22 protein-coding genes are annotated in these 22,143 nt (G+C 61.6%); 11 read left to right on the top strand and 11 right to left on the bottom strand.

Annotated elements, in window-relative coordinates:
* Positions 1 to 203: 203 nt before the first annotated feature.
* Positions 204 to 1,859, bottom strand: a complete 1,656-nt coding sequence (locus NAO55_RS10280) for a cation acetate symporter (protein ID WP_063541384.1) — start codon at positions 1,857 to 1,859, stop codon at positions 204 to 206.
* Entirely contained in the window at positions 1,859 to 2,173 is a 315-nt protein-coding gene (locus NAO55_RS10275; RefSeq protein ID WP_023445032.1) for a DUF485 domain-containing protein, read from the bottom strand. Before NAO55_RS10275 ends, NAO55_RS10280 begins: the two co-directional genes overlap by 1 nt.
* 279 nt (positions 2,174 to 2,452) lie before the next feature.
* Here NAO55_RS10275 and NAO55_RS10270 point away from each other — a divergent pair, with 279 nt between their 5' ends.
* The 4 genes from NAO55_RS10270 to NAO55_RS10255 all read left to right on the top strand — a co-directional run bounded on the left by NAO55_RS10270 (position 2,453) and on the right by NAO55_RS10255 (position 5,882).
* Positions 2,453 to 2,674, top strand: coding sequence for a DUF2061 domain-containing protein (locus NAO55_RS10270; RefSeq protein WP_013982257.1), 222 nt, complete (start codon positions 2,453 to 2,455; stop codon positions 2,672 to 2,674).
* Positions 2,675 to 2,892: 218 nt separating this feature from the next.
* Positions 2,893 to 4,185: an alpha/beta fold hydrolase family protein gene (locus tag NAO55_RS10265; protein WP_102840789.1), complete on the top strand. Its 1,293-nt coding sequence runs from the start codon at positions 2,893 to 2,895 to the stop codon at positions 4,183 to 4,185.
* A gap of 4 nt (positions 4,186 to 4,189) precedes the next feature.
* Entirely contained in the window at positions 4,190 to 4,945 is a 756-nt protein-coding gene (locus NAO55_RS10260; RefSeq protein WP_013982255.1) for an MlaA family lipoprotein, read from the top strand.
* A gap of 94 nt (positions 4,946 to 5,039) precedes the next feature.
* The gene (locus NAO55_RS10255) at positions 5,040 to 5,882 is read left to right on the top strand and encodes a pirin family protein (RefSeq protein ID WP_102840788.1); all 843 of its coding nucleotides are present in this window, start codon (positions 5,040 to 5,042) and stop codon (positions 5,880 to 5,882) included.
* 72 nt (positions 5,883 to 5,954) lie between these two features.
* Here NAO55_RS10255 and NAO55_RS10250 read toward each other — a convergent pair whose 3' ends face one another.
* Positions 5,955 to 6,899 carry a lipid A biosynthesis lauroyl acyltransferase gene (locus NAO55_RS10250; RefSeq protein WP_102840787.1) on the bottom strand — a complete coding sequence of 315 codons (945 nt, stop codon included), beginning with the start codon at positions 6,897 to 6,899 and terminating at the stop codon, positions 5,955 to 5,957.
* Between the two features lie 158 nt (positions 6,900 to 7,057).
* On the opposite strand from NAO55_RS10250, the gene minC reads away from it, so the two are divergent.
* From minC to NAO55_RS10225, 5 genes are all read left to right on the top strand, one after another.
* The gene (gene minC, locus NAO55_RS10245; RefSeq protein ID WP_102840786.1) at positions 7,058 to 7,783 is read left to right on the top strand and encodes a septum site-determining protein MinC; all 726 of its coding nucleotides are present in this window, start codon (positions 7,058 to 7,060) and stop codon (positions 7,781 to 7,783) included.
* 95 nt (positions 7,784 to 7,878) lie between these two features.
* Positions 7,879 to 8,694: a septum site-determining protein MinD gene (gene minD / locus NAO55_RS10240; protein ID WP_049340340.1), complete on the top strand. Its 816-nt coding sequence runs from the start codon at positions 7,879 to 7,881 to the stop codon at positions 8,692 to 8,694.
* On the top strand, positions 8,691 to 8,948 hold the full coding sequence (minE, locus tag NAO55_RS10235; protein ID WP_003301267.1) for a cell division topological specificity factor MinE: 258 nt from the start codon (positions 8,691 to 8,693) through the stop codon (positions 8,946 to 8,948). Before minD ends, minE begins: the two co-directional genes overlap by 4 nt.
* A gap of 60 nt (positions 8,949 to 9,008) precedes the next feature.
* Positions 9,009 to 9,644 (top strand): RluA family pseudouridine synthase, encoded by a 636-nt coding sequence (locus NAO55_RS10230; RefSeq protein WP_102840785.1) that lies wholly within the window; start codon positions 9,009 to 9,011, stop codon positions 9,642 to 9,644.
* Between the two features lie 92 nt (positions 9,645 to 9,736).
* Positions 9,737 to 11,026 (top strand): M18 family aminopeptidase, encoded by a 1,290-nt coding sequence (locus NAO55_RS10225; protein WP_102840784.1) that lies wholly within the window; start codon positions 9,737 to 9,739, stop codon positions 11,024 to 11,026.
* Between the two features lie 49 nt (positions 11,027 to 11,075).
* Here the strand turns inward: NAO55_RS10225 and NAO55_RS10220 are convergent, their stop codons facing one another.
* A complete protein-coding gene (locus NAO55_RS10220) occupies positions 11,076 to 12,038 on the bottom strand; it encodes an NAD(P)H-quinone oxidoreductase (protein WP_102840783.1) in 963 nt (320 codons plus the stop codon).
* Positions 12,039 to 12,213: 175 nt separating this feature from the next.
* Between NAO55_RS10220 and NAO55_RS10215 the strand changes: the two genes are divergently transcribed.
* Positions 12,214 to 14,301 carry a carboxy terminal-processing peptidase gene (locus tag NAO55_RS10215; protein ID WP_102840782.1) on the top strand — a complete coding sequence of 696 codons (2,088 nt, stop codon included), beginning with the start codon at positions 12,214 to 12,216 and terminating at the stop codon, positions 14,299 to 14,301.
* Between the two features lie 93 nt (positions 14,302 to 14,394).
* Positions 14,395 to 16,188 carry a bifunctional diguanylate cyclase/phosphodiesterase gene (locus NAO55_RS10210; RefSeq protein WP_102840781.1) on the top strand — a complete coding sequence of 598 codons (1,794 nt, stop codon included), beginning with the start codon at positions 14,395 to 14,397 and terminating at the stop codon, positions 16,186 to 16,188.
* Here NAO55_RS10210 and NAO55_RS10205 read toward each other — a convergent pair.
* The 7 genes from NAO55_RS10205 to flgK all read right to left on the bottom strand — a co-directional run bounded on the left by NAO55_RS10205 (position 16,155) and on the right by flgK (position 22,140).
* Entirely contained in the window at positions 16,155 to 16,622 is a 468-nt protein-coding gene (locus NAO55_RS10205) for a tetratricopeptide repeat protein (protein ID WP_102840954.1), read from the bottom strand. The two genes, NAO55_RS10210 and NAO55_RS10205, sit on opposite strands and share 34 nt — an antisense overlap.
* A gap of 2 nt (positions 16,623 to 16,624) precedes the next feature.
* On the bottom strand, positions 16,625 to 17,002 hold the full coding sequence (locus NAO55_RS10200) for a hypothetical protein (RefSeq protein ID WP_102840780.1): 378 nt from the start codon (positions 17,000 to 17,002) through the stop codon (positions 16,625 to 16,627).
* A complete protein-coding gene (locus NAO55_RS10195; RefSeq protein WP_102840779.1) occupies positions 16,999 to 17,325 on the bottom strand; it encodes a helix-turn-helix domain-containing protein in 327 nt (108 codons plus the stop codon). Before NAO55_RS10195 ends, NAO55_RS10200 begins: the two co-directional genes overlap by 4 nt.
* Positions 17,326 to 17,479: 154 nt before the next feature.
* Entirely contained in the window at positions 17,480 to 17,926 is a 447-nt protein-coding gene (locus NAO55_RS10190; protein ID WP_063541370.1) for a YkvA family protein, read from the bottom strand.
* A 373-nt stretch (positions 17,927 to 18,299) separates the two neighbouring features.
* Positions 18,300 to 18,614, bottom strand: coding sequence for a ComEA family DNA-binding protein (locus tag NAO55_RS10185; RefSeq protein ID WP_063541489.1), 315 nt, complete (start codon positions 18,612 to 18,614; stop codon positions 18,300 to 18,302).
* 122 nt (positions 18,615 to 18,736) lie between these two features.
* The gene (gene flgL / locus NAO55_RS10180) at positions 18,737 to 20,050 is read right to left on the bottom strand and encodes a flagellar hook-associated protein FlgL (RefSeq protein WP_102840778.1); all 1,314 of its coding nucleotides are present in this window, start codon (positions 20,048 to 20,050) and stop codon (positions 18,737 to 18,739) included.
* Between the two features lie 11 nt (positions 20,051 to 20,061).
* Positions 20,062 to 22,140 carry a flagellar hook-associated protein FlgK gene (flgK, locus tag NAO55_RS10175; protein WP_102840777.1) on the bottom strand — a complete coding sequence of 693 codons (2,079 nt, stop codon included), beginning with the start codon at positions 22,138 to 22,140 and terminating at the stop codon, positions 20,062 to 20,064.
* Positions 22,141 to 22,143: the final 3 nt, after the last annotated feature.

Here is a 22,143-nt window from a genome sequence, read left to right as displayed (position 1 = left end):
CAGCGAGTCTAGCGAATGCACGAGGGCGCACTGGCATCCATCAGATTGATGAATGCCCCTTGCAAACCCTTGGCTCATGGGGCTGACCGCGCGGTTCCAGGCAGGCACTATGGGCGCAGGATGGGGCTGTTGCAGCCCTCGAGTCTTCACCGAGAACGAAAAAGGGCAGCCCGAGGGCTGCCCTTTTCCTACTAGCGTTCGCCTTAGTGAGCGACGGCGCCGGTTGCGCCCAGACCAGTCTGCGAGCGGACGAACTGGGCGAAGAAGCGCTCGCGCTCCTCCCCTGCCCGCTTGGACTTATCGGTGACCGAGAAGAACCAGATGCCGACGAAGGCGGCGACCATGGAGAACAGCGCCGGGTACTTGTAGGGGAAGATCGCCTCGGCATAACCGAACACGTCGACCCATACGGTCGGGCTGATAATGGTCAGCACCAGCGCAGTGATCAGACCCAGCGCACCGCCGAACAGCGCCCCTCGGGTGCTCAGTCCCTTCCAGTACATGGAAAGGAACAACACCGGGAAGTTGCAGCTGGCGGCGATGGAGAACGCCAGGCCGACCATGAAGGCGATGTTCTGCTTCTCGAAGATGATGCCGAGCAGGATCGCCACCACGCCCAGGGTCAGGGTGGTCAGCTTGGTCACACGCATCTCGTCCTCTTCCCGCGCCTTGCCCTGCTTGATCACGCAGGCATAGAGGTCATGGGAAACCGCCGAGGCACCAGCCAGGGTCAGGCCGGCCACTACCGCGAGGATGGTGGCGAAGGCGACCGCGGAGATGAAGCCGAGGAACAGGTTGCCGCCCACGGCGCTGGCCAGGTGGATGGCGACCATGTTGGTGCCGCCGACGATGGCACCGGTCACGTCCTTGAAGTCCGGGTTGGTGCTGACCAGCAGGATCGCGCCGAAGCCGATGATGAAGGTCAGGATGTAGAAGTAGCCGATGAAGCCGGTGGCGTAGAACACGCTCTTGCGCGCTTCCTTGGCGTCGGACACGGTGAAGAAGCGCATCAGGATGTGCGGCAGGCCGGCGGTACCGAACATCAGCGCCAGGCCCAGGGAGATCGCCGAGATCGGGTCGGAGACCAGGCCGCCCGGGCTCATGATCTGCGCGCCCTTGTCGTGAATCTTCACCGCCTCGGCGAACAGGCTGCCAAAATCGAAGCCGACCGTCTTCATCACCATGATGGCCATGAAACTGGCGCCCGACAGCAGCAGCACCGCCTTGATGATCTGTACCCAGGTGGTCGCCAGCATACCGCCGAACAGCACGTACATGACCATCAGCACACCGACCAGCACCACAGCCACGTAGTAGTCCAGGCCGAACAGCAGCTGGATCAGCTTGCCGGCACCGACCATCTGCGCGATCAGGTAGAAGGCCACCACGATCAGCGAGCCGAATGCCGAGAGCAGACGGATCTGCGTCTGGCCGAGGCGATAGGACGCCACGTCGGAGAAGGTGAACTTGCCCAGGTTGCGCAGGCGTTCAGCCATCAGGAACAGGATGATCGGCCAACCGACGAGGAAGCCGATGGAGTAGATCAGGCCGTCATAGCCGCTGGTGTAGACCAGCGCGGAGATGCCCAGGAAGGACGCCGCCGACATGAAGTCGCCGGCAATTGCCAAACCATTCTGGAAGCCGGTGATGCTGCCGCCGGCGGTGTAGTAGTCAGCGGTCGAGGTGTTGCGCTTGGCCGCCCACTTGGTGATGCCCATGGTGAACACGATGAACACCACGAACATGATGATGGCGGTGTAGTTGGTGGCCTGTTTCTGGACTTCGCCGGTAATGGCATCGGCGAGCAGCGCGGGCGAGACTGCCAACAGCAGGGCAGTCATCAGGAAACGCAGGATCATTATTTCTGTGCCTCGTTGAGGATTTCCTGGTTGATGCGATCGAACTCACCGTTGGCACGCTGCACATAGACACCGGTCAGGATGAACGCCATGAAGATCACTCCGACGCCCACCGGAATGCCCCAGGTGGTCACGGTATTGGCGGACAGCGGAATGCCGAGGATCTTCGGCTCGAAGGCGATCAACAGGATGAACGCCAGGTAGGCGCTGAGCATGACGGCCGACAGCAGCCAGGCGAAACGCCCGCGCTTGGCCACCAGCTCCTGGAAACGCGGATTGGCATATATCTGCCGGTAAACATTTTCATTGTGCATTGGAATCTGTCTCCACGGTCGCTACCCCCCGGTGGGAGCAGGGGCGGCTACTTTAGGCGTGGGTCGGGCGAACGCCACCCGACTTTGGTCTGAATGCGGCTTGCGAAAGGCCCGACATAGAGCCCTCGAACCGCGCGAATAGGCGCCTGGCAACAATTCCAAACACAAATAGTGTGGCGCTATGTCGCACATGCAGAACGTTGATTTCAGACATTGCTCGACCTGGACCAGACTCTCCTTGTCGCGAGAACGATTCTCGACTGCACAAGGAGACAGGCCATGCTCAAGACCGTGACGTTCACCCTGATGCATTTCTGCATCGCCTTTTCGGTGACCTACGCGCTGACCGGCAGCATCGCCATCGGCGGACTGGTCGCCGCCATCGAGCCGCTGTGCAATTCAGTAGGTTTCTACTTCCACGAGAAGGTCTGGCAGCGATTCGAACGCAGTAGACGCAGCGCAGCGATTCCTAAGCATGCCTGGCTGCATCATCAGGCGTGATGACCGCGGCAGACGAGCCACTTAGCCCGGCGGTTCGCCAGCGACCGTCGGTCGTCGACATTTTCCATTCCCGCACAAGGGATCGAATTCCCCGCGCTGCTGCCATAGTGATGTTGGCTTGCTCTGCGCTGCCAATGCAGTTCTGATGGGACAGGCGGCACGATGCATCGGTTGCCGCCTCGCTACAGGCCGCGATGGCCTGGCTACGGAGATACACCATGCAGCTGTTGTTGTGCCTGACCACCCTGCTCGCTCTGATCGTTACGCCGCTGCATGCGGCCGATCTCAGCGTCGAAGAGTACGGCTACCCCCTGGGCAACCCTTTCGAGGCGACCATCGCCGGCACGCCGAGCGCATTGCGCGCAGAGGTTCCCAGTGACGACGCCATCGACCAGGCTGACTACAGCCTGCGTCTGCGGCCGGAGCGCGAATTCACCCTGCCGGACAACTTCTGGCCGGTCAAACAGCTGCGCTATCGCCTGGCACGCCAGCGCGGGCCGGCGCCGCTGATCTTCATCATTTCCGGCACCGGTGCGCATTACTCGGCGGGCAAGACCGAGGCCCTCAAGCGGCTGTTCTACGGCGCCGGCTACCACGTGGTGCAGCTGTCTTCACCGACCAGCTACGACTTCATGTCCGCTGCCTCGCGCTATGCCACACCGGGCATCAGTGCCGACGATGCCAAGGATCTCTATCGGGTCATGCAGGCCATTCGCGCCAGGCACCATAAGCTGCCGGTCACCGAGTTCCACCTCACCGGCTACAGCCTCGGCGCGCTGAACGCCGCGTTCGTCAGCCAGCTGGACGAAACCCGCCGCAGCTTCAACTTCAAGCGCGTGCTGCTGCTCAACCCGCCGGTGAACCTCTACACCTCGGTCGGCAACCTGGACAAATTGGTGCAGACCCGCGTCGAAGGCATCGACGACCACACCACCTTCTATGAGGTGGTGCTGGAAAAGCTCACCCGCTACTACCAGCAGCGCGGCTACATCGACCTCGACGAGGCGATGCTCTACGACTTCCAGCAGTCGGCGCTGAAGCTCAGCGACGAGCAGATGGCCATGCTGATCGGCTCGGTGTTCCGTTTTTCCGCCGCCGACATCAACTTCACCTCGGACCTGATCAACCGTCGCGGGCTGATCGTGCCGCAGGACTATCCGATCAACGAGGGCACGCGTCTGGAGCCATTCTTCAAGCGCGCCCTGCTCTGCGATTTCGACTGCTACATCACTGAGCAGCTGATCCCCATGTGGCGGGCGCAGCACGACGGCGGCAGCCTGCCGCAGCTGATCCAGCAGGTCAGCCTTTACGCCCTCGAGGATTATCTGCGCCAGAGCCTGAAGATCGCGGTCATGCACAATGCAGACGACCTGATCCTCGGTGCCGGTGATATCGGCTTCCTGCGCCGCACCTTCGGCGACCGTCTGACGCTGTACCCGCGCGGCGGCCACTGCGGCAATCTCACCTACCGCGTCAACGCCCGACACATGCTGGAGTTCTTCCGTGGCTAAAGGAATGCTGTTGCCACTGCTGCTGCTCAGTGGTCTGGCCTTCGCCGACACACCGGCGGTCGACGAGGATGGTTTCACCCATCCGTTACGCAACCTGGAGTTCAATCCGGGGCTGGACCAACGTGAGTTCGAGCGCGCTACCTTTCAGGCGCTGGACGTCTACGACCCGTTCGAATCGGTCAACCGGCGCATCTACCACTTCAACTACCGGCTCGATCAATGGGTGATGCTGCCGGTGGTGCGAGGCTATCGCTATGTCACGCCGCAACCGGTGCGCACCGGCGTGAGCAACTTCTTCGCCAACCTCGGGGAGATTCCGACGCTGTTCAACAGCGTCGCGCAGCTCAAGGGACAGCGTGCGGCGAATGCCACCGCCCGCTTTCTGTTCAACAGCATTCTGGGCGTCGGCGGACTCTGGGACCCGGCCACGCGCATGGGTCTGGTGCGCCAGAGCGAGGACTTCGGCCAGACACTCGGGTATTGGGGCGTTCCCCAGGGGCCCTACCTGATCATTCCGGCTCTCGGCCCCTCCAACCTGCGCGATGCCACCGGCCGCGTCACCGATTTCGCCGTCGAGCGACAGGTCGATTTCCTCCAGTACGCCGAGACCACCGGTGGCGAGTTGAGCCTGACCGCGTTGCGCGCCATCAACGCCCGCCACGTCACCAGCTTCCGTTACGGCCAGCTCAACTCGCCGTTCGAGTACGAGAAGGTGCGCTATGTGTATAGCCGTGCGCGGGATCTGATGGTGGAGGAATGATCCAACTAATTGATTGGTTATAGCGATAATGCGCAACCGTTAATCGAAGCCGTACGTTTACGCTGGAGACATTCCAGACCGAGAGGCATTCGATATGTCCCAGCGTGAAATCCTTTCCATCACCACCGGCCGCCCGACTTCCGATGGCGCCGGCGTCAGTCTCACGCGCGTATTTGGCGGCGCCGCGCCGGAACGCTTCGATCCGTTCCTGATGCTCGACGAGTTCGGCTCCAACGATCCCGACGAGTACATCGCCGGCTTTCCGCCACATCCGCACCGCGGCTTCGAAACCATCACCTATATGCTCGAGGGGCGCATGCGTCACGAGGATCACATGGGCAATGTCGGGCGGCTGGAAAGTGGCGGCGTGCAGTGGATGACCGCAGCGCGCGGTGTAATCCACAGCGAAATGCCGGAGCAGGAGCAAGGCCTCATGCGCGGCTTCCAGCTGTGGCTGAACCTGCCCGCCCACGCCAAGCTCGGCGAGCCGGGCTACCGTGACTTCGCACCGGCGGAAATTCCACAGCTGACGCTGCCAGGTGGCGTACAGGCGAAAGTCATCGCCGGCACGCTGAAGGGCGACGGCATCGAGCAGCCGGGCGTCGTGCAGCGTCCGGATACCGAGCCGCAGCTTTTTGATCTGCATCTGCCGGCCGGTAGCGGTCTCAGCCCGCAGGTGCCGGAAGGCCATCGGCTGCTGCTTTACGTCTACGAGGGTGCGCTGCGCGTTGGCGAACAAACGTTGGCCAAGGGTCAGCTGGCGCGCCTGTCCGAGCATGGCGAGCTGCGGTTGCACAGCGGGTCGGACACGCGAGTGCTGCTATTGGCCGGACGCCCCTTGGGCGAACCCATCGTGCAGTACGGCCCTTTCGTGATGAACAGCCGCGAGGAGATCGAGCAGGCGCTGCGAGATTTCCGCGATGGAAGTTTGGCGTGACCGATATGGTGGGCCAAGGCCCGCCCCGCCGAGTCCCGCCATCGAAGCACTGCCGGTGAGGCGAAACGCCAACTACGCTGCCTTGCGCTTCTTTTTCTTGTACAGCCCCGGCTCGCCGTCCGGCCGGGTCTTGAAGCGCCGGTGCGCCCAGAGATACTGCTCAGGCAGGGCGCTGACGGCCTCCTCGACCCACTGATTGATGCGCAGACAATCGGCCTCCTCGCTCTCGCCAGGGAAATCCTCCAGCGGTGGATGGATCACCAGCCGATAACCTGAACCATCCGCCAGGCGCTCCTGCGTGAACGGTACGACCTTGGCCCTGCCTAGCCGAGCGAACTTGGTGGTGGCGGTCACCGTGGCGGCCTGGATACCGAACAGCGGTACGAACAGACTCTGCTTGCGGCCATAGTCCTGATCCGGCGCGTACCAGATGGCGCGGCCGGCACGCAGCACCTTGAGCATGGCCCGCACGTCTTCCCGCTCGATGGCGGTGGCGTCGCGGTTGTGCCGCTCGCGTCCGCGGCGCTGTACATAGTCGAACAGCGGATTCTTGTGCTCGCGGTACATGCCATCGATGGTGTGGCGCTGACCGAGCAATGCGGCGCCGATTTCCAGCGTAGTGAAATGCAGCGCCATCAGGATCACCCCCTGCCCGGCCGCCTGGGCCTGCTGCAGATGCTCCAGTCCCTCGATCTTTGCCAGCCGCTGCAGGCGCGCCTGCGGCCACCACCAGCTCATCGCCATCTCGAAGAAAGCAATGCCGGTGGACGCGAAGTTCTCGCGCAACAGGCGTTCACGCTGCGCCTGGCTGAGTTCGGGAAAGCACAGCTCCAGATTACGTCGCGCGATATAGCGCCGGGAACCGGCGAATCGGAACATCAACGCGCCGAGCCCACGGCCCAGTTGCAGCAAGAGCGGATACGGCAACTGCACCAGCAGCCAGAGCAGTCCAAGCCCCAGCCACAGCGGCCAGAAGCGCGGATGCAGGAAGTACGCACGAAACTGAGGACGGTCCATGAATAGCTCGACAACCGATGAAGCGACGCATTCTAGCGGCAAACGCCGTGGTTGACCGAGCCTCGGCGCACCAGCGATCGTCCGGGACACACGCGGCGGGTTGCAGGCAGCGGCACAGCTCGTTATAAGTCCTCGCCATTTACCGCAGCAGGCAGACCATGAGCCAAGCCGACCTCCCCGACCTGACCCCAGCCTTCCAGCTCAAGGGCAGCATGCTCGCCATCACCGTGCTGGAGCTGGCTAGCAACGACATCGAACGCCTCGACGAGCAGCTCGCGGCCAAGGTCGAGCAGGCCCCAGACTTTTTCAACAATACGCCGCTGGTCTTGGCACTGGACAAGTTGCCCGAGGCGGCGCGGGAAATCGACATCAAGGCATTGGTCGCACTCTGCCGCAAGCATCGGTTGCGCACCCTGGCCCTGCGCGCCAGCGAGCCGGCGCATATCGAAGCAGCGGCGGCGCTGGATCTACCGGTGTTGCCGCCTTCGGGGGCTCGCGAGCGCCAGGTCGACCTGGCATCGAAGGCACCGGCTAAGCCAGCCGAACCGGTCTACCGCCCGACCCGCGTGGTCACCACGCCCATCCGCGGCGGCCAGCAGGTCTATGCACAGGGCGGCGACCTCATCGTACTGGCGCCGGTAAGCCCCGGTGCGGAACTTCTCGCCGATGGCAACATCCATGTCTACGGTCCGCTTCGCGGTCGCGCCCTGGCAGGCATAAAGGGCGATACTTCGGCGCGGATCTTCTGCCAGCAGCTCGCAGCGGAAATGGTCTCCATCGCCGGCCAATACAAGGTCGCCGAGGACCTGCGACGCGATCCTCTCTGGGCTGAAGCGGTACGCATCGGCCTCTCCGGCGACGTGTTGAACATCACCCGCCTTTAACGGATACTGCCGCGAATTTTCAAGGACCAAACGGGCAATCCTGACGCCAAAACCGGCGGAAGGTCCCGATTTTTCAATTTTTAGGGTGAATCACCTTGGCCAAGATCATCGTAGTCACTTCCGGCAAAGGTGGCGTTGGTAAAACCACCACCAGCGCCGCCATCGGTACCGGCCTCGCTCTGCGCGGCCACAAGACTGTCATCGTCGACTTCGACGTCGGTCTGCGGAACCTCGACTTGATCATGGGCTGCGAGCGCCGGGTGGTTTACGACTTCGTCAACGTCATCAACGGCGACGCCACCCTGACTCAGGCGCTGATCAAGGACAAGCGTCTGGAGAACCTCTACGTGCTGGCCGCCAGCCAGACGCGTGACAAGGACGCCCTGACCCAGGAAGGCGTCGGCAAGGTGATCGACGAGCTGGGCAAGAACTTCGAATACGTCATCTGCGACTCCCCGGCGGGCATCGAGAAAGGCGCGCATCTGGCCATGTACTTCGCCGACGAAGCTATCGTCGTGACCAACCCGGAAGTCTCCTCGGTACGCGACTCCGACCGCATGCTCGGCCTGCTGGCCAGCAAGTCGCGTCGCGCCGAAAACGGCGAAGAGCCGATCAAGGAGCACCTGCTGCTGACCCGCTACAACCCTGAGCGCGTCACCAAGGGCGAGATGCTCGGCGTCGAAGACGTCGAGGAAATCCTCTCCATCCGCCTGCTGGGCGTGATCCCCGAGTCGCAGGCTGTGCTCAAGGCGTCCAACCAGGGCATCCCGGTGATCCTCGATGACCAGAGCGATGCCGGCCAGGCCTACAGCGACGCGGTGGATCGCCTGCTGGGCAAGGAAGTGGCGCACCGCTTCCTCGACGTCAAGAAGCCTGGCTTCCTGCAACGACTTTTCGGAGGCCGCGAATGAACCTCTTCGACTTCTTCCGTGAACGCAAGAAGAAGGAAACACCGGCCGCCATTGCCAAGGAACGCCTGCAGATCATCGTCGCCCACGAACGCGGCCAGCGCACCGAGCCGGACTACCTGCCGGCGCTGCAGAAGGAGCTGGTCGAAGTGATCCGTAAGTACGTCAACATCGACAGCGATCAGGTTCAGGTGGCCCTCGAGGATCAGGGCAGCTGCTCGATTCTCGAATTGAACATTACCCTGCCGGATCGCTGAGCGGCACGGCGTACAGAAGCGGCGGCCCACGGGTCGCCGTCTTCGTTTGTGGGAAGAACAATGCCTCTTAGCACCATCCAGATCATTCACCAGGACGCCGCCCTGCTGGTGATCAACAAGCCGACCCTGCTGCTCTCCGTGCCAGGGCGGGCCGAAGACAATCGCGACTGCCTGGTGACCCGCCTGCAGGAGAACGGCTACCCCGAAGCCCGCATCGTGCATCGCCTGGACTGGGAAACCTCCGGGCTCATCGTGCTCGCCCGCGACGCCGATACGCACCGCGAGCTGTCCCGTCAGTTTCATGACCGCGAAACGGAAAAGGCCTATACCGCGCTGTGCTGGGGCCAGCCGGAGCAGGACAGTGGCAGCATCGACCTGCCGCTGCGCTACGATCCGCCGACTAAACCGCGCCACGTCGTCGATCACGAGCTCGGCAAGCACGCACTGACCTTCTGGCGCGTGCTTGAACGCTGCGGCGACTACAGCCGCGTCGAGCTGACCCCCATCACCGGCCGCTCCCACCAGCTGCGAGTGCACATGCTGTCGATCGGCCATCCGCTGCTCGGCGACCGGCTTTACGCGCATGAACAGGCGCTGCATGCGCATGAGCGGCTGTGCCTGCACGCCAGCATGCTTACCCTGACTCATCCGCAGACAGGCGAGCGCCTGCGCTTCGAGTGTCCCGCGCCGTTCTAGAAGCGATCCACTACACCTGCGAGCCAGACACTGCGCTTATTACCGGCAGGTGAATGCGATAGACTTCGTGACCTTGCAGTCTGGAGTCCGAAATGCGCAAAGCTCTCAACCAAGGCCTGATCGAGTACCTCCAGGCATCGCCCACCCCGTTCCATGCCACCCAAAATCTCGCCCAGGCGCTGCAGGCGGCCGGCTACCGTGCGCTGGATGAGCGCGAGGTCTGGCACACCGAACCTGGTGGACGCTACTACGTCACCCGTAACGATTCGGCCATCGTGGCGTTTCAGCTGGGCAGCAAATCGCTGGTCGAGCACGGCCTGCGTCTGGTCGGAGCCCACACCGACAGCCCCTGTCTGCGTGTGAAGCCACAGCCGGAACTGCAGCGCCAGGGTTTCTGGCAAGTAGGAGTCGAAGTCTACGGCGGCGCCCTGCTGGCCCCCTGGTTCGACCGCGATCTGTCCCTGGCCGGACGGGTGACCTACAGCCGGGATGGTCGCATCGAGAGCCAGCTGATCGATTTCAAGCTGCCGATCGCAACGATCCCCAACCTGGCAATTCACCTCAACCGGGAAGCCAATCAGGGTTGGGCGATCAACGCGCAAAATGAGCTACCGCCGATCCTCGCGCAGATTGCCAGCCAGGAAAGCCCGGACTTCCGTGCACTGCTCGCCGATCAGCTTGGCCGTGAGCATGGGCTGGTCGCCGATGTGGTGCTGGATTTCGAACTGAGTTTCTACGACACCCAGAGCGCCGCGGTCATCGGCCTGCATGGGGATTTCATCGCGGGGGCACGGCTGGACAACCTGCTGTCGTGCTTTGCCGGCTTGCAGGCCCTGCTCGCGGCCGAGCGCGAACATACCTGCGTGCTGGTCTGCACCGACCACGAGGAAGTCGGCTCCACTTCCATGTGCGGCGCGGACGGTCCGTTCCTGCAGCAGGTACTGCGTCGCCTGTTACCGGACGAGGACGATTTCCAGCGTGCGGTCAGCCATTCGCTGCTGATCTCCGCGGACAATGCCCACGCGGTTCACCCGAACTATGCGGACAAGCACGACGGCAATCACGGGCCGAAGCTTAACGCCGGCCCGGTGATCAAGGTGAACAACAACCAGCGCTACGCCACCAGCAGCGAAACCGCCGGGTTCTTCCGTCATCTCTGTCTGGAAAACGAAGTGCCGGTGCAGAGCTTCGTCACTCGCAGCGACATGGGCTGTGGCTCTACGATCGGCCCGATCACCGCCAGCCAGCTGGGCGTGCGCACCGTCGACATCGGCCTGCCGACCTTCGCCATGCATTCGATTCGCGAGCTCGCAGGAAGCCAGGACCTGGCGCACCTGGTCAAGGTGCTGACCGCTTTCTTTGCGAGCAGCCAGCTGCCTTGAGCCTTCCCGGCAAGGCCCGCGATCGCCGCGAGCCTGCCGGAGTACTCGGTCAGGACAGCGCGCTGTCGACCACCAGGGCCAGCTTGCCGGACACGGTATTGCTGGCCAGCGCGTCGAATGCGGCCTCGACATCGCCAATGGCGAAGGTTCGCTCCAGGCGCGGCGACAGCTTGCCCTGGGTGAATAGCGGCCAGACCTTCTCTTCCATCTCCGCCAGCAAGCCGGCCTTGTAGTCGGCGTCGCGGCTGCGCAGGGTGGAACCGATCAGCTGGATACGCTTGGCCAGCAGCCCCGCCAGGTCCATCTCGGCCTTGCGCCCGCCCATCAGGCCAATCATCACCCAGCGTCCATCCATCGCCAGCAGCTGCATGTTCAGCGCGGCGTACTTGGCGCCGACCGGATCGAGGATCATGTCGAACGGGCCGAAGTCACGCAACGCCTCCAGCGAATCACCACGCAGCACGCCGCCCTGCGCGCCCAGCGACTCGCAGTAGGCCAGACGCTCGGCCGAGCCGACGCTGACCCAGCAGGGATTGCCGAATGCCTTGCACAGCTGTATAGCCGCCGAGCCGACACCACTGGCGCCGGCATGCAGCAGTACCTTGTCCCCAGCCAGCAACGCGCCGAGGCGGTAAAGATTGAGCCAGGCGGTGGCGTACACCTCCGGAACCGCGGCCGCTTCGTGCAGCGACATGCCTTCCGGCACCGGCAGCACGTGGCGGGCATCGACGACCACTTCTTCGGCCATGCCACCGCCGGCCAGCAGGGTGCAGACACGATCGCCCACCTTCCAGCGACTGCGTCCGTTAACCTCGGCGATCACGCCGGCACACTCCAGCCCGAGTATGTCGGTTACACCTGCAGGCGGTGGGTAATGTCCGGCACGCTGCAGCAGGTCGGCCCGGTTCAGCCCAGCGGCGGCCACGCGAATGCGCACCTCGCCCTCGCTGCAGCTCGGGGCTGGTCGCTCTGCCCACTCCAGATGACCCTCGATACCTTGCAATGCCTTCATGCTGCCTCCATAGTGGTTCCTATCTATGCCCACCCGACCGATCACTCGCTGGCCTTCTTTTGACCACCTGTACCATCGGGCTCGTGCTTTCCACCGCCGGACGGAAAACCGAACCGGCGCTTACTGTAGATGGCCTAATATGCGTTATTCCCTTGCATCTCGTCGCCCCCACGCCATGAAACGTACGTTGACCTGCACCGTTCTCGCCGTTCTCTTCGGCCTTCAAGCATCCCTGGCGATGGCCAAAGCGGTCAGTACGCCAGAGAGCTGGGAGTACTTGCAACCCGACCGCGACCAGGTGATCGCCAGCCTCAACGTCGTCGAGTTGCTCAAGCGCCACCACTACAACAAGCCACCGCTGAACGATGCACGCTCGGCGAAGATTTTTGACAGCTACATCCAGATGCTCGATCCATCGCGTAGCTACTTCCTGGCATCCGACCTCGAGGAGTTCGGCAAGTGGCGCAGCCAGTTCGATGACTTTCTCAAGCGCGGCAATCTCGAGCCAGGATTCACGATCTATAAGCGCCATCTCGAGCGCCTGCAGAATCGTCTGAACTACGCGCTTAGCCTGCTCGACAAGGGCGTCGACCACTTCGACTTCACCATCGACGAAGAGCTGCTAGTCGATCGGGAGAAGGCCGCCTGGGCCAAGGATGCGGCCGCGCTCGACGATCTCTGGCGCAAGCGGGTCAAGGACGAAGTGCTGCGCCTGAAGATCGCCGGCAAAGAGCCCAAGGCTATCGAGGAGCTGCTGACCAAGCGCTACAAGAATCAGCTAGCGCGTCTCAACCAGACGCGCGGTGAAGACGTGTTCCAGACCTACATCAACGCCTTCGCCCAGTCCTATGATCCGCACACGCAGTACCTGTCGCCGGACAACGCCGAGAATTTCGACATCAATATGAGCCTGTCGCTGGAAGGCATCGGCGCGGTGCTGCAAAGCGACAATGAACACGTCAAGATCGTACGCCTGGTGCCGGCCGGCCCGGCAGAAAAGAGCAAGCAGCTTGCCCCAGCCGACAAGATCATCGGCGTCGCTCAGGGCGAAGACGAGATGATCGATGTCATCGGCTGGCGTCTGGATGAGGTGGTCAAGCTGATCCGTGGCCCGAAGGGCTCGGTCGTCCGCCTGGAGGTGATTCCGGCGAGCAACGCTCCTAACGATCAGAACAGCAAGGTTGTCGCCATTACTCGCGAGGCGGTGAAGCTCGAAGAACAGGCGGCGAAGAAGTCGGTGTTGAACCTCGCGCATCAGGGCCAGAACTTCAAGCTCGGCGTGATCGAGATTCCCGCGTTCTACCTCGACTTCAAGGCGCTGCGTGCCGGCGATCAGAATTACAAGAGCACGACGCGCGATGTGAAGAAGTTGCTGTCCGAGCTGGAAGCGGAAAAGGTCGACGGCGTGGTGATCGACTTGCGCAACAACGGCGGCGGCTCGCTGCAGGAAGCCACCGAGCTCACCGGCCTGTTCATCGACCAGGGTCCGACGGTGTTGGTGCGCAACAGCGACGGGCGTGTCGACGTGCTGGCCGACGAGCAGACCGGCGCATTCTACAAAGGGCCGTTGGCCGTGCTGGTGAATCGCCTGTCGGCATCTGCATCCGAGATTTTCGCCGGTGCCATGCAGGACTATCACCGCGCACTGATTCTCGGCGGTCAGACGTTCGGCAAGGGCACCGTGCAAACCATCCAGCCGCTGAACCATGGCGAACTGAAGCTCACCCTGGCCAAGTTCTACCGCGTATCCGGGCAGAGCACCCAGCATCAGGGGGTGATCCCGGACATCGCCTATCCAGCCGATGTCGACACCAAGGAAATCGGAGAAAGTGCACTGCCGGAAGCGCTGCCATGGGACAGCATTCGTGCGGCGATCAACCCGGAAATGAATCCGTTCAAGCCGTTCCTCGCCGAGCTCAAGGCGCGCCATGAAGCACGTACCGGAGAGAATCCGGACTTCGTCTTTACCCGCGACCGCCTTGCATTAGCGCAAGAGCTAATGCACGAAACCACTGTCAGCCTCAACGAGGAAAAGCGTCGCGCGCAGCAGGCGGATATCGAAAAGCGTCAGCTGGCCTTGGAAAATGCGCTGCGTCTGGCCAAGGGCGAAGAGCCGCTAGCCAAGCTTGAAAGCGAAGACGAAAACACAGCGCCCCATGACGACATGGACAAACCCAAGCCCGAGGACGACGCCTACCTTTCCGAAAGCGGGCGCATCCTGCTCGACTATCTCGGCCTGAGTTCGGCCATGGCCAAGCACTGACCAACAGCCTCGATGTCATCAAACTGACATGACGCAAGCGTGAAATGAAAGGGCCACCATCGTGGCCCTTCTTTTTTCCATCCAGAGAACGCCATGACAGTCACCGAGCAGTTGAGCTCGTTGGGACATATCCTTGCTCACGGGGACATCGCCACCCTTTTTCAGCCGATCGTTTCGCTCTCGGAGCGGCGCATTCTTGGTTATGAGGCGCTCAGCCGCGGCCCTTCCAACGGTCCGCTGCACTCGCCTATCAACCTGCTCGCCACTGCCCGCCATGCCGGGCGGCTGAATGAGCTGGAAATGACCTGCCGGGAAACGGCCTGCCGACGCTACAGCCAGGGAGCGCTGCGCGGCAAACTCTTCCTCAACGCTTCACCAGAAACTTTGCTCGAAGCCAGTCACAAGCCTGGACGTACGCTCGAACTGCTACAGACTTACGGCATCCCGGCGGACAAGGTGGTCATCGAGCTGACCGAACAGGCCCCCGCCGATGATCTCGAATTGCTGGACAAGGCGCTTCATCACTATCGCTCGATGGGCTTCAGCATTGCCCTGGACGATCTTGGCGCAGGCTACTCCAGCTTGCGGCTGTGGTCTCAGCTGCGCCCCGACTACGTGAAGATCGATCGTTATTTCATCGACGGCATCCACCTCGACCCGGTAAAACGCGAGTTCGTCGAATCGATACTGAAGATCGCCCGCGCCGCGCGCGCTCAGGTCATCGCCGAGGGCATCGAGCTTCGTGAGGAGCTGGCCGTGCTGGCCAGCATGGGTATCGACCTGGTGCAGGGCTATCTGCTCGGCCGTCCGCAGGAGCTGCCGGCCCAGGACATCGAAGAAGTCCTGCCCTCGGCGGAAGCGCAGCACACGGGCTTCAGCGACGAGACCTGCGACCTGTCCGCCCTGCTTATGCGTCAGCCTGCCATGTCAGCGGAGCGGCCGGTGGCCGAATTGCTCGAGGCCTTTCGCCTCCAGCCCAGTCTGAATTCCATCGCTGTGCTGGATGATGAAGCCCGGCCGGTAGGTATCGTGCATCGCAATCTCATCTCGGATGCTCTGCTCAAACCATTCGCGACCGAGCTGCTTGCCCGCAAGCCGGTCAGCCGCCTGATGAGTACCGATTTCCTTGCCGTGGAACTTGGACAGTCCTTGCAACAAGTCAGCCGGCTGCTCACCAGCCGAGCCCGCCAGCGCATCGAGGAAGACTTCGTCATCACCCAGGCCGGGCGTTACCACGGCCTGGGCCGAGTGATTGACGTGCTGAGGCTGATAACCGAACTGAAGATCCGACAGGCAAGGCATGCCAATCCACTGACGCTGCTGCCCGGCAACGTTCCGATCCAGCAGTCGCTGACACGCCTGCTGCTGCAACGTCGGCCAGCGCTGGTCTGCTATGTGGATATCGACAACTTCAAGCCGTTCAACGACCTTTACGGGTACGCGAAGGGCGACGAGGTACTTCTTTGCCTGGCTCAATGCCTGAATGAGCGGATCGACCGCCGGCTGGACTTCGTTGGCCACATTGGTGGTGACGATTTCATGCTGGTGCTCGGCGGCGACGACTGGGAGCACCGCATCGAGCAGCTACAGCGGGACTTTCAGTGCCGCAGCGGGGCTTACTACAAACGTGAGCATGTGGCAGAGGGCTTCTTTACTGCCACCAGTCGCGATGGCCAGGAGCAGCGCTATGCCCTGCCAACCCTGTCGATCGGCGTCGTCAAGGTAAGGCCCGAATGTACCGACCATCTGGATGCCGGCAGGCTTGCAGCGCTGGCATCGGAGGCCAAGCGCCACGCGAAGAAGATCAGTGGGCCGAGCTATCACCTCATCGACACGGCGGTATTGGCAGGCAGTCATAGCCCCAGCTCTGCGGCCCTGGTCTTATAGCGATCAGCTTCCATCGGGTCGGCAGTTAAGCCATGTCCCCCGGCCCGGAAGAGCTGTTCGAGTCTTACCGCAGCCAGCGGATGCCCTGCCTCGGCCGCCTGCTTCCACCAGCGCGCAGCCTCGCTGCCATCAGGGCCATGAGACGCGTCTTCGCTCAGGCTGATGACCCCCATCTGGTAGGCGGCCTTTACGTCACCGGCCTTGGCGGCCAGACGTAACAAGCGTACCCCTTCCTGCTTGGCACCGAACCCTCGTCCACGAAAATAGAGGATATGCCCATAGAAGCTCTGAGCTCCCACGTCACCCAGCGACGCCATACGGGCGAACTGCCCTTCCATCCAGCGCCAGAGTTTGGGCTGCTGTACGGCTTTGCGCGAGACCATCAGTTTGCGAGCCGTGAAGTAGCCAAGCCTTGCGCGTAGCTTCCACAACAGCATCAGGGAACCTCCGGATAGTCGAATTCAAACACCCGGGCCACTTCGCCTGCATGCCAGGAGGCGGCGGCAGAGCCATCGGCGGGTCCGTTAAAGCGTCCTAGCCGTGCGGCACATTCGAAAAAGCCGGTTCGCGGAAGGCGGCTCGCCCCCTGGCTGATGACCAGTGCGCTGCGCAACGGACGCTCCGAGCGCGCATCGAGCGCAGCCAGATACTCCAGCGCGGCGGTTAGCGTCTGCATCGCTGGAGTCGGCAACTGGAGCCGTTCGACCAGGGCGCGATAGGTCACCAGATAACGCTGGTGACGTGCATCATCCAGCTCGTCGAGCAATGCCTGCCAGTGCTGCCGGCTGATGGATACGGTGGCACTCTGGCTCAAGCGTCATCCTCCCAGCCAGCGATTTCCAACGCCCTGGCCAGCGCTCGCCGAATCGCTCCACCCGGCTCACGCTCGCCAGCTTCAATCAGATCCAGATAGGCCGGGCTGATACCGACCGCTCGGGCCAGAAGCTCTACGCTCATGCCCTTGGCCTCTCGCAGTGTGGTCAGCCGGCTGAGAGAGGGCGCCTGTTCGGGACCGGAGGTTTGACCGGAATCAGCCGGCGCGCGTGCACCGACTGCCCTCAGAAGCGCCTGATATTCGTCCCAAGGCAGTACGGCATACTCCGGCGAGCCGTCGCGCATGATGACCTGAACATTCATCCGTTTTCCCCAGGCTTGTGCAATCAGAGGCGGAATCTTAACAGCCTGCGGAGCTGGTTGAAGCTACCCTGCCGGTGCGCTAGGCGGTGAATCGGGATCAATGCCGCAATTGCATGGTCGCGACCGACCAGCGGGCCGCTTGCAGACAGCGACCTTAGCGGACCGCATGATCTGCTCGGGACTCATCCAGGCTCGGCAGGCGGTCCATCTCTGCCTGATGCGCGGGCGTCTGCGCCTGTTTCCAGCTACGGAACGCATCCAGTTCGGTTGACCACTTGCGCATGATCCAGCCCAGTACCGCCAGGTCGTCTATGAAGCCGAGGCCCGGCAGCCAGTCGGGAATGGCATCAATAGGTGTAATGAAATAGAGCAGCCCTGCCACCACAGCTACCAGCGCCTGCGGACTGACGGCTCGGTATTCGCCGCGCCACCACGCCACGCAGAGCGCCTGAAACAGCTTCAGGTCTTCACGAAGCCCCTTCACCAGACCCCGCCGCGATGATTTGCGGGCCACGGCGAGTAAAAGCGCAGGTATTTTGCCCGCCCTGATCAAGCGTTGCGCGAGCGGGAAGTAACGCATCAGATTCCAGGGAGCTTTCATATGCTTCGCCTCCAACCTGCGTCATCCCTGACGTTCAGGATGTTATCCACCGAACCTGTGGATAACCTTGTGAACAGTTTATGGATGACTGCCGCAAAAGCCCTATCTACGGGGGCATCAGACAGATCGGTGTTTTTTTACCCAACGAACCAAAGCATTGAAAATCAATGACTTAGGACGAAGCGAAGGGCAGCTGGGAATAAGAGGCAGCGAACCATGAGCAGCCTATTACGAATGTGCATAACCACCGGTTGTCAATGGCTGCATGCACACTTCGACTGACGGCTGAGTAGAGCGTTCGGCCTTAAGAGTGTCGGCCGCACGGCAGGGAAACGGAAGGCCAACCTGGATAGCCGGCCCTCCGATGTCTCGCTTATTGAAGACTGAGCTGGCTGCGGATCTTTTCCAGAGTTGCAGAGCCGATGCCGTTCACTTCAAGCAGCTCGTCGACCGAACTGAACGGTCCATGTTCATCGCGATAGGCGACGATGGCCCGCGCCTTGGTGGCGCCGATACCTTTGAGTTCACGGTCCAGCGTCTCCGCATCGGCGCTGTTCAGATTCACCGGCGCCTGAACGGCGACGGCCTGCTCCTGCTCAACGGGGGACGATTGGGTTGCGGCATAACTGCAAAAAGTGGCGCTGGAGAGGGCGGCGAAGGCAGCCGCAGCAAGAAAAGCTTTGCGCATGTTCATATCCCTATGAAATTGAAGTGGCTATGCGGGACTTCCTGCTCCGCGCCAACCAATCTAGCCACCCCACAGACGATGTCAAAACCAAGCCGCGTTTATGCGAACCTCGTCAAAACTATTCAGCGCATGGCGTTGAACAGATTCAAGCCGCTGATTTTCACGTAGCTCTGCTGCGCAGCCTCGAGGATCACTGTCTGGAACGACAAACGCGAAAGCGCCTCGGCGTAGTCCAACTCACGCAGCTCGGCCTGAACGGACTTGTTCACCAGGGTAACGTCCTCGTTGTCGGTCTGAGTCGTCTCGATGACGTTCAGGCGAGCACCGATGTTGCCGCGAGCCGCATCGACGCTGATCATGCCGTGGTCGAGATTGGTCAGGGCTACGGCTACTGCATCACGGACCCCACCACTGCTTGTAGTTGGCTCTTCCAGAGCAGAGCGAAGATTGGCGATGGTATCGAGAATGCCTTGCTTGTTCTGCACCGTGGCGTTGGGATCGCGAAGAACATTTCCCTCCGCATCAAGGCCTGAAATGCTGCCAGGTACTATCGCAACCCTGTCTCCTTCAGCCGGAGTTCCGTCAAGGTGTACCGTAACGCCGCGAAAAACCAATTTATCGCTTTTCTTGGGATCGTTATCCATCGACAAATCATCTTTTAAAACAACGTCGTCGGCAGGATTAAGTGCCCTGGGTAACCGGTAAATCACGTACTTTCCGTCAGCTTGGAATTCGAGCTCGACGCCCTCTGGTGGAAACGGTTCGGCTCCTGAAAAAGCCACCTCATCACTTACTAGCGGCGCAGAGACAACTAGGGTGCTCGTCACTGGCGCGCTCGCGTTAAACACTGGAGCGGTTGTTAAACGCCCAGCATTGGTAATGTTCTGAAAAATCGACTTGCCGTTGTCGCTGATCGGGATATTGAGCGAACTGGCAATCTGCAGCTTCCGCTGTCCCTCGTCACCCTGATAGCTATAGCTGCCGTCCCCTGCGCGCACGAATGGTTGCGTCTTTCCCTGAAAGCCTGAGAACAGATATTCGCCACGGGCGTTGCGCGTGTTCATCAGCGACAACAACTCGTCCTCGCGTTCGGTCAGTTCGGCGGCGATTGATTTTCGATCTTCTGTACTCAAGGCCCCATTGCCCGCCTGCACGGCCAGTTCTCGCACGCGCTGCAGGATGGTGTTTACCGAATTGAGTGTGACCTCCTCCTGGGTGAGGCTGTTCTTCGCGGCAGTCAGGTTGGCGTTGTACTGACCCAGCACATTCTGCTGCTGCTCCAGCTGCAACAGACGCACCGACGCGACCGGATCATCCGCCGGCGTGAGAATGCGGTTGCCGGTGCTGATCTGCTCCTGGGTGCGGGTCGCGTTGGCGTAGTTGCGCTGCAGACCGGCGACGCCGTTATTGAATGCTTGCAGGGTGGAAATGCGCATAAGGCGACCTATTACCTGAAGGAGCTGATCAATGTATCGAACAAGGAGCGGGCAACTTGAATGATCTGGGCCGAAGCGTTGTAGTACTGCTCGAACTTAATCAGGTTGGCGGCTTCCTCGTCCAGGTTCACAGCCGAGAGTGAATCGCGGTTGTCCGTGGCCTGTTTGAGAATCGAGCCCGTTGCCTCGCTATCCATCCGTGCCTGTGCCGTCAGCGTACCGACGCGCTCGACCAGTTCGCCATAACCGTCGGTGAAGCTTACGCCCGATATGACCTTCCCATCGGCACCTAACGACACGCCGACAGTCTGCTTGCTTTGCAGATCGACCAGCTTCAAGGCGTTGCGGTTATCCGAAACGCCGCTCTGATTGAAATCAAGCGTGAAGTCATCTCCAGCCTTTGGCGTACCGCTGAGCTGGACACTAAGTTCATACTTATAGCCGCCAGTCTCGAATGCTAGCTTGACGCTATTGGTTTGCCCCGACTTGAAGCCACCATCCTCTAGATCGGGCACGCTAGTAACTCCGGCCGGCAATGAGAAGTTGCCATCGGCACCGAATTCGAACGATATTCCATCACCAAGGTAGGTCTGAAGAGCGTCCATTGCCTGCTTTGCATCTACAGCCAGCTCAGAGTCGTTCGCATCCAGCACCGATACAAGGTCCGGCTGCGTAATTTTCCCCGTGCCGCTATTTTGTGGTCCCGCCTCAGCTCGCACCGGAGCAGCAAAGGCAAGCTGGTCCGCCTGGTCTAGCACCGCTGTAATATCGGCAGCACCGCGCCGGGTCGGCTGCAGGCTGAACTTGTCTCCCTCAGCAGGCGCAGACTCAAGGTCCAGCGTAAACCCCTGATCCCGAGGAAGAGCTGGTGGCACGACATTTGGATCTGTGAAACTCAACGTCGTAGGAAAGGAGCCCGGAGTTGCAGGCGATACCGTCATTGCTTTTCCGTCGCTCAGGCGCCGCGCTGTGAAACTGGTACCGTCGAACTCCAGCCGATAGTCGCTAGTGGTCAGCAGGCTGCTATCGGTGATTTTCAACTCTGGCTGTACATTGCTCTGGTTTCCCACGAACGCGTTGACACGCAGCTTGCCTAGCGCTTCGGTGTTGTAGTTGCCAAACAATGCCGAACCGACCTGCCCCTTCAAATCGAGCCCCTGCCCGAGCTGCGTGTTGACCTGATCGCTAACCGCCAGCGCCAGACGGCCCAGCGAGTTCATGGTCGAATCCAGCACTTCCTCACGATAGCGGATCAGCCCGCCCAGCTCGCCACCGGTGATCTGTGAGGTGATGCCCTGTCGGGATCCGCCGCTGATGAACTGGACCTCATGACGGTTGGGGTCGCCCTGCCCTGGGACTACCTCCAGCTTGGCTACCGTGCTGCCCACGACCAGCGGCTGGCCGCTACCAATGAAGATATTGAAGCTGCTGTCGTCCTGCGGCACCACCGTCACGCCTATATAGCCGGACAACTGGCGGACCGCTTCATCGCGCGCGTCGAGCAGGTCGTTCGGCTGCTTGCCGTTGGCCGCGGCGACGGCGATGGCCTCGTTGAGACTACCGATGCTGCCGGCCAAGCGATTGACCTGATCGGTAACGGCGGCCATCTGCTTGTTGGTGAAATTGTTCTGCTCGGAGAGCCGGTCGTAGACCGTATTGAAGCGCCGCGCCAAACCTTCGGCCTCGGCCAGCACCAACTGGCGCGCCGGAATGTTGGCCGGGTCTTCAGCCGCCGTCTGCAAGGCGGAGAAGAACTTCTGCAGCGAGGGCGTGATACCGGTGGTGGTGCCGGCGAGCAGCGAGTCGAGCTGGTCGATCTGGCTCTTGTATGCCTCGACGTCGCGGTTCAGCGATGTGCTGCTGCGCAGTTGGCTGGTCAGGAACTCGCTGTAGGAGCGACGCACGTCGACCAGCGATGTGCCCGAACCGATGTAACCGGCACCGCTGAACTGCGGCGAACGGGTCGCCTGGGACGCATCCTGACGGCTGTAGCCAGGCGTGTTGACGTTGGTGATGTTGTGGCCGGTGATGGACAGCTGGGTCTTGCTGGCGGCCAGGCCGGACAGGCCAATACTCAATAGGTCAGCCATGAT

The organism is Stutzerimonas frequens (genome assembly GCF_024448335.1).
Taxonomy (GTDB): Bacteria; Pseudomonadota; Gammaproteobacteria; order Pseudomonadales; family Pseudomonadaceae; genus Stutzerimonas; species Stutzerimonas frequens.
The sequence above is the reverse complement of the archived record's forward strand: the minus strand, read 5'-3'. Positions and strand labels throughout refer to the sequence as shown.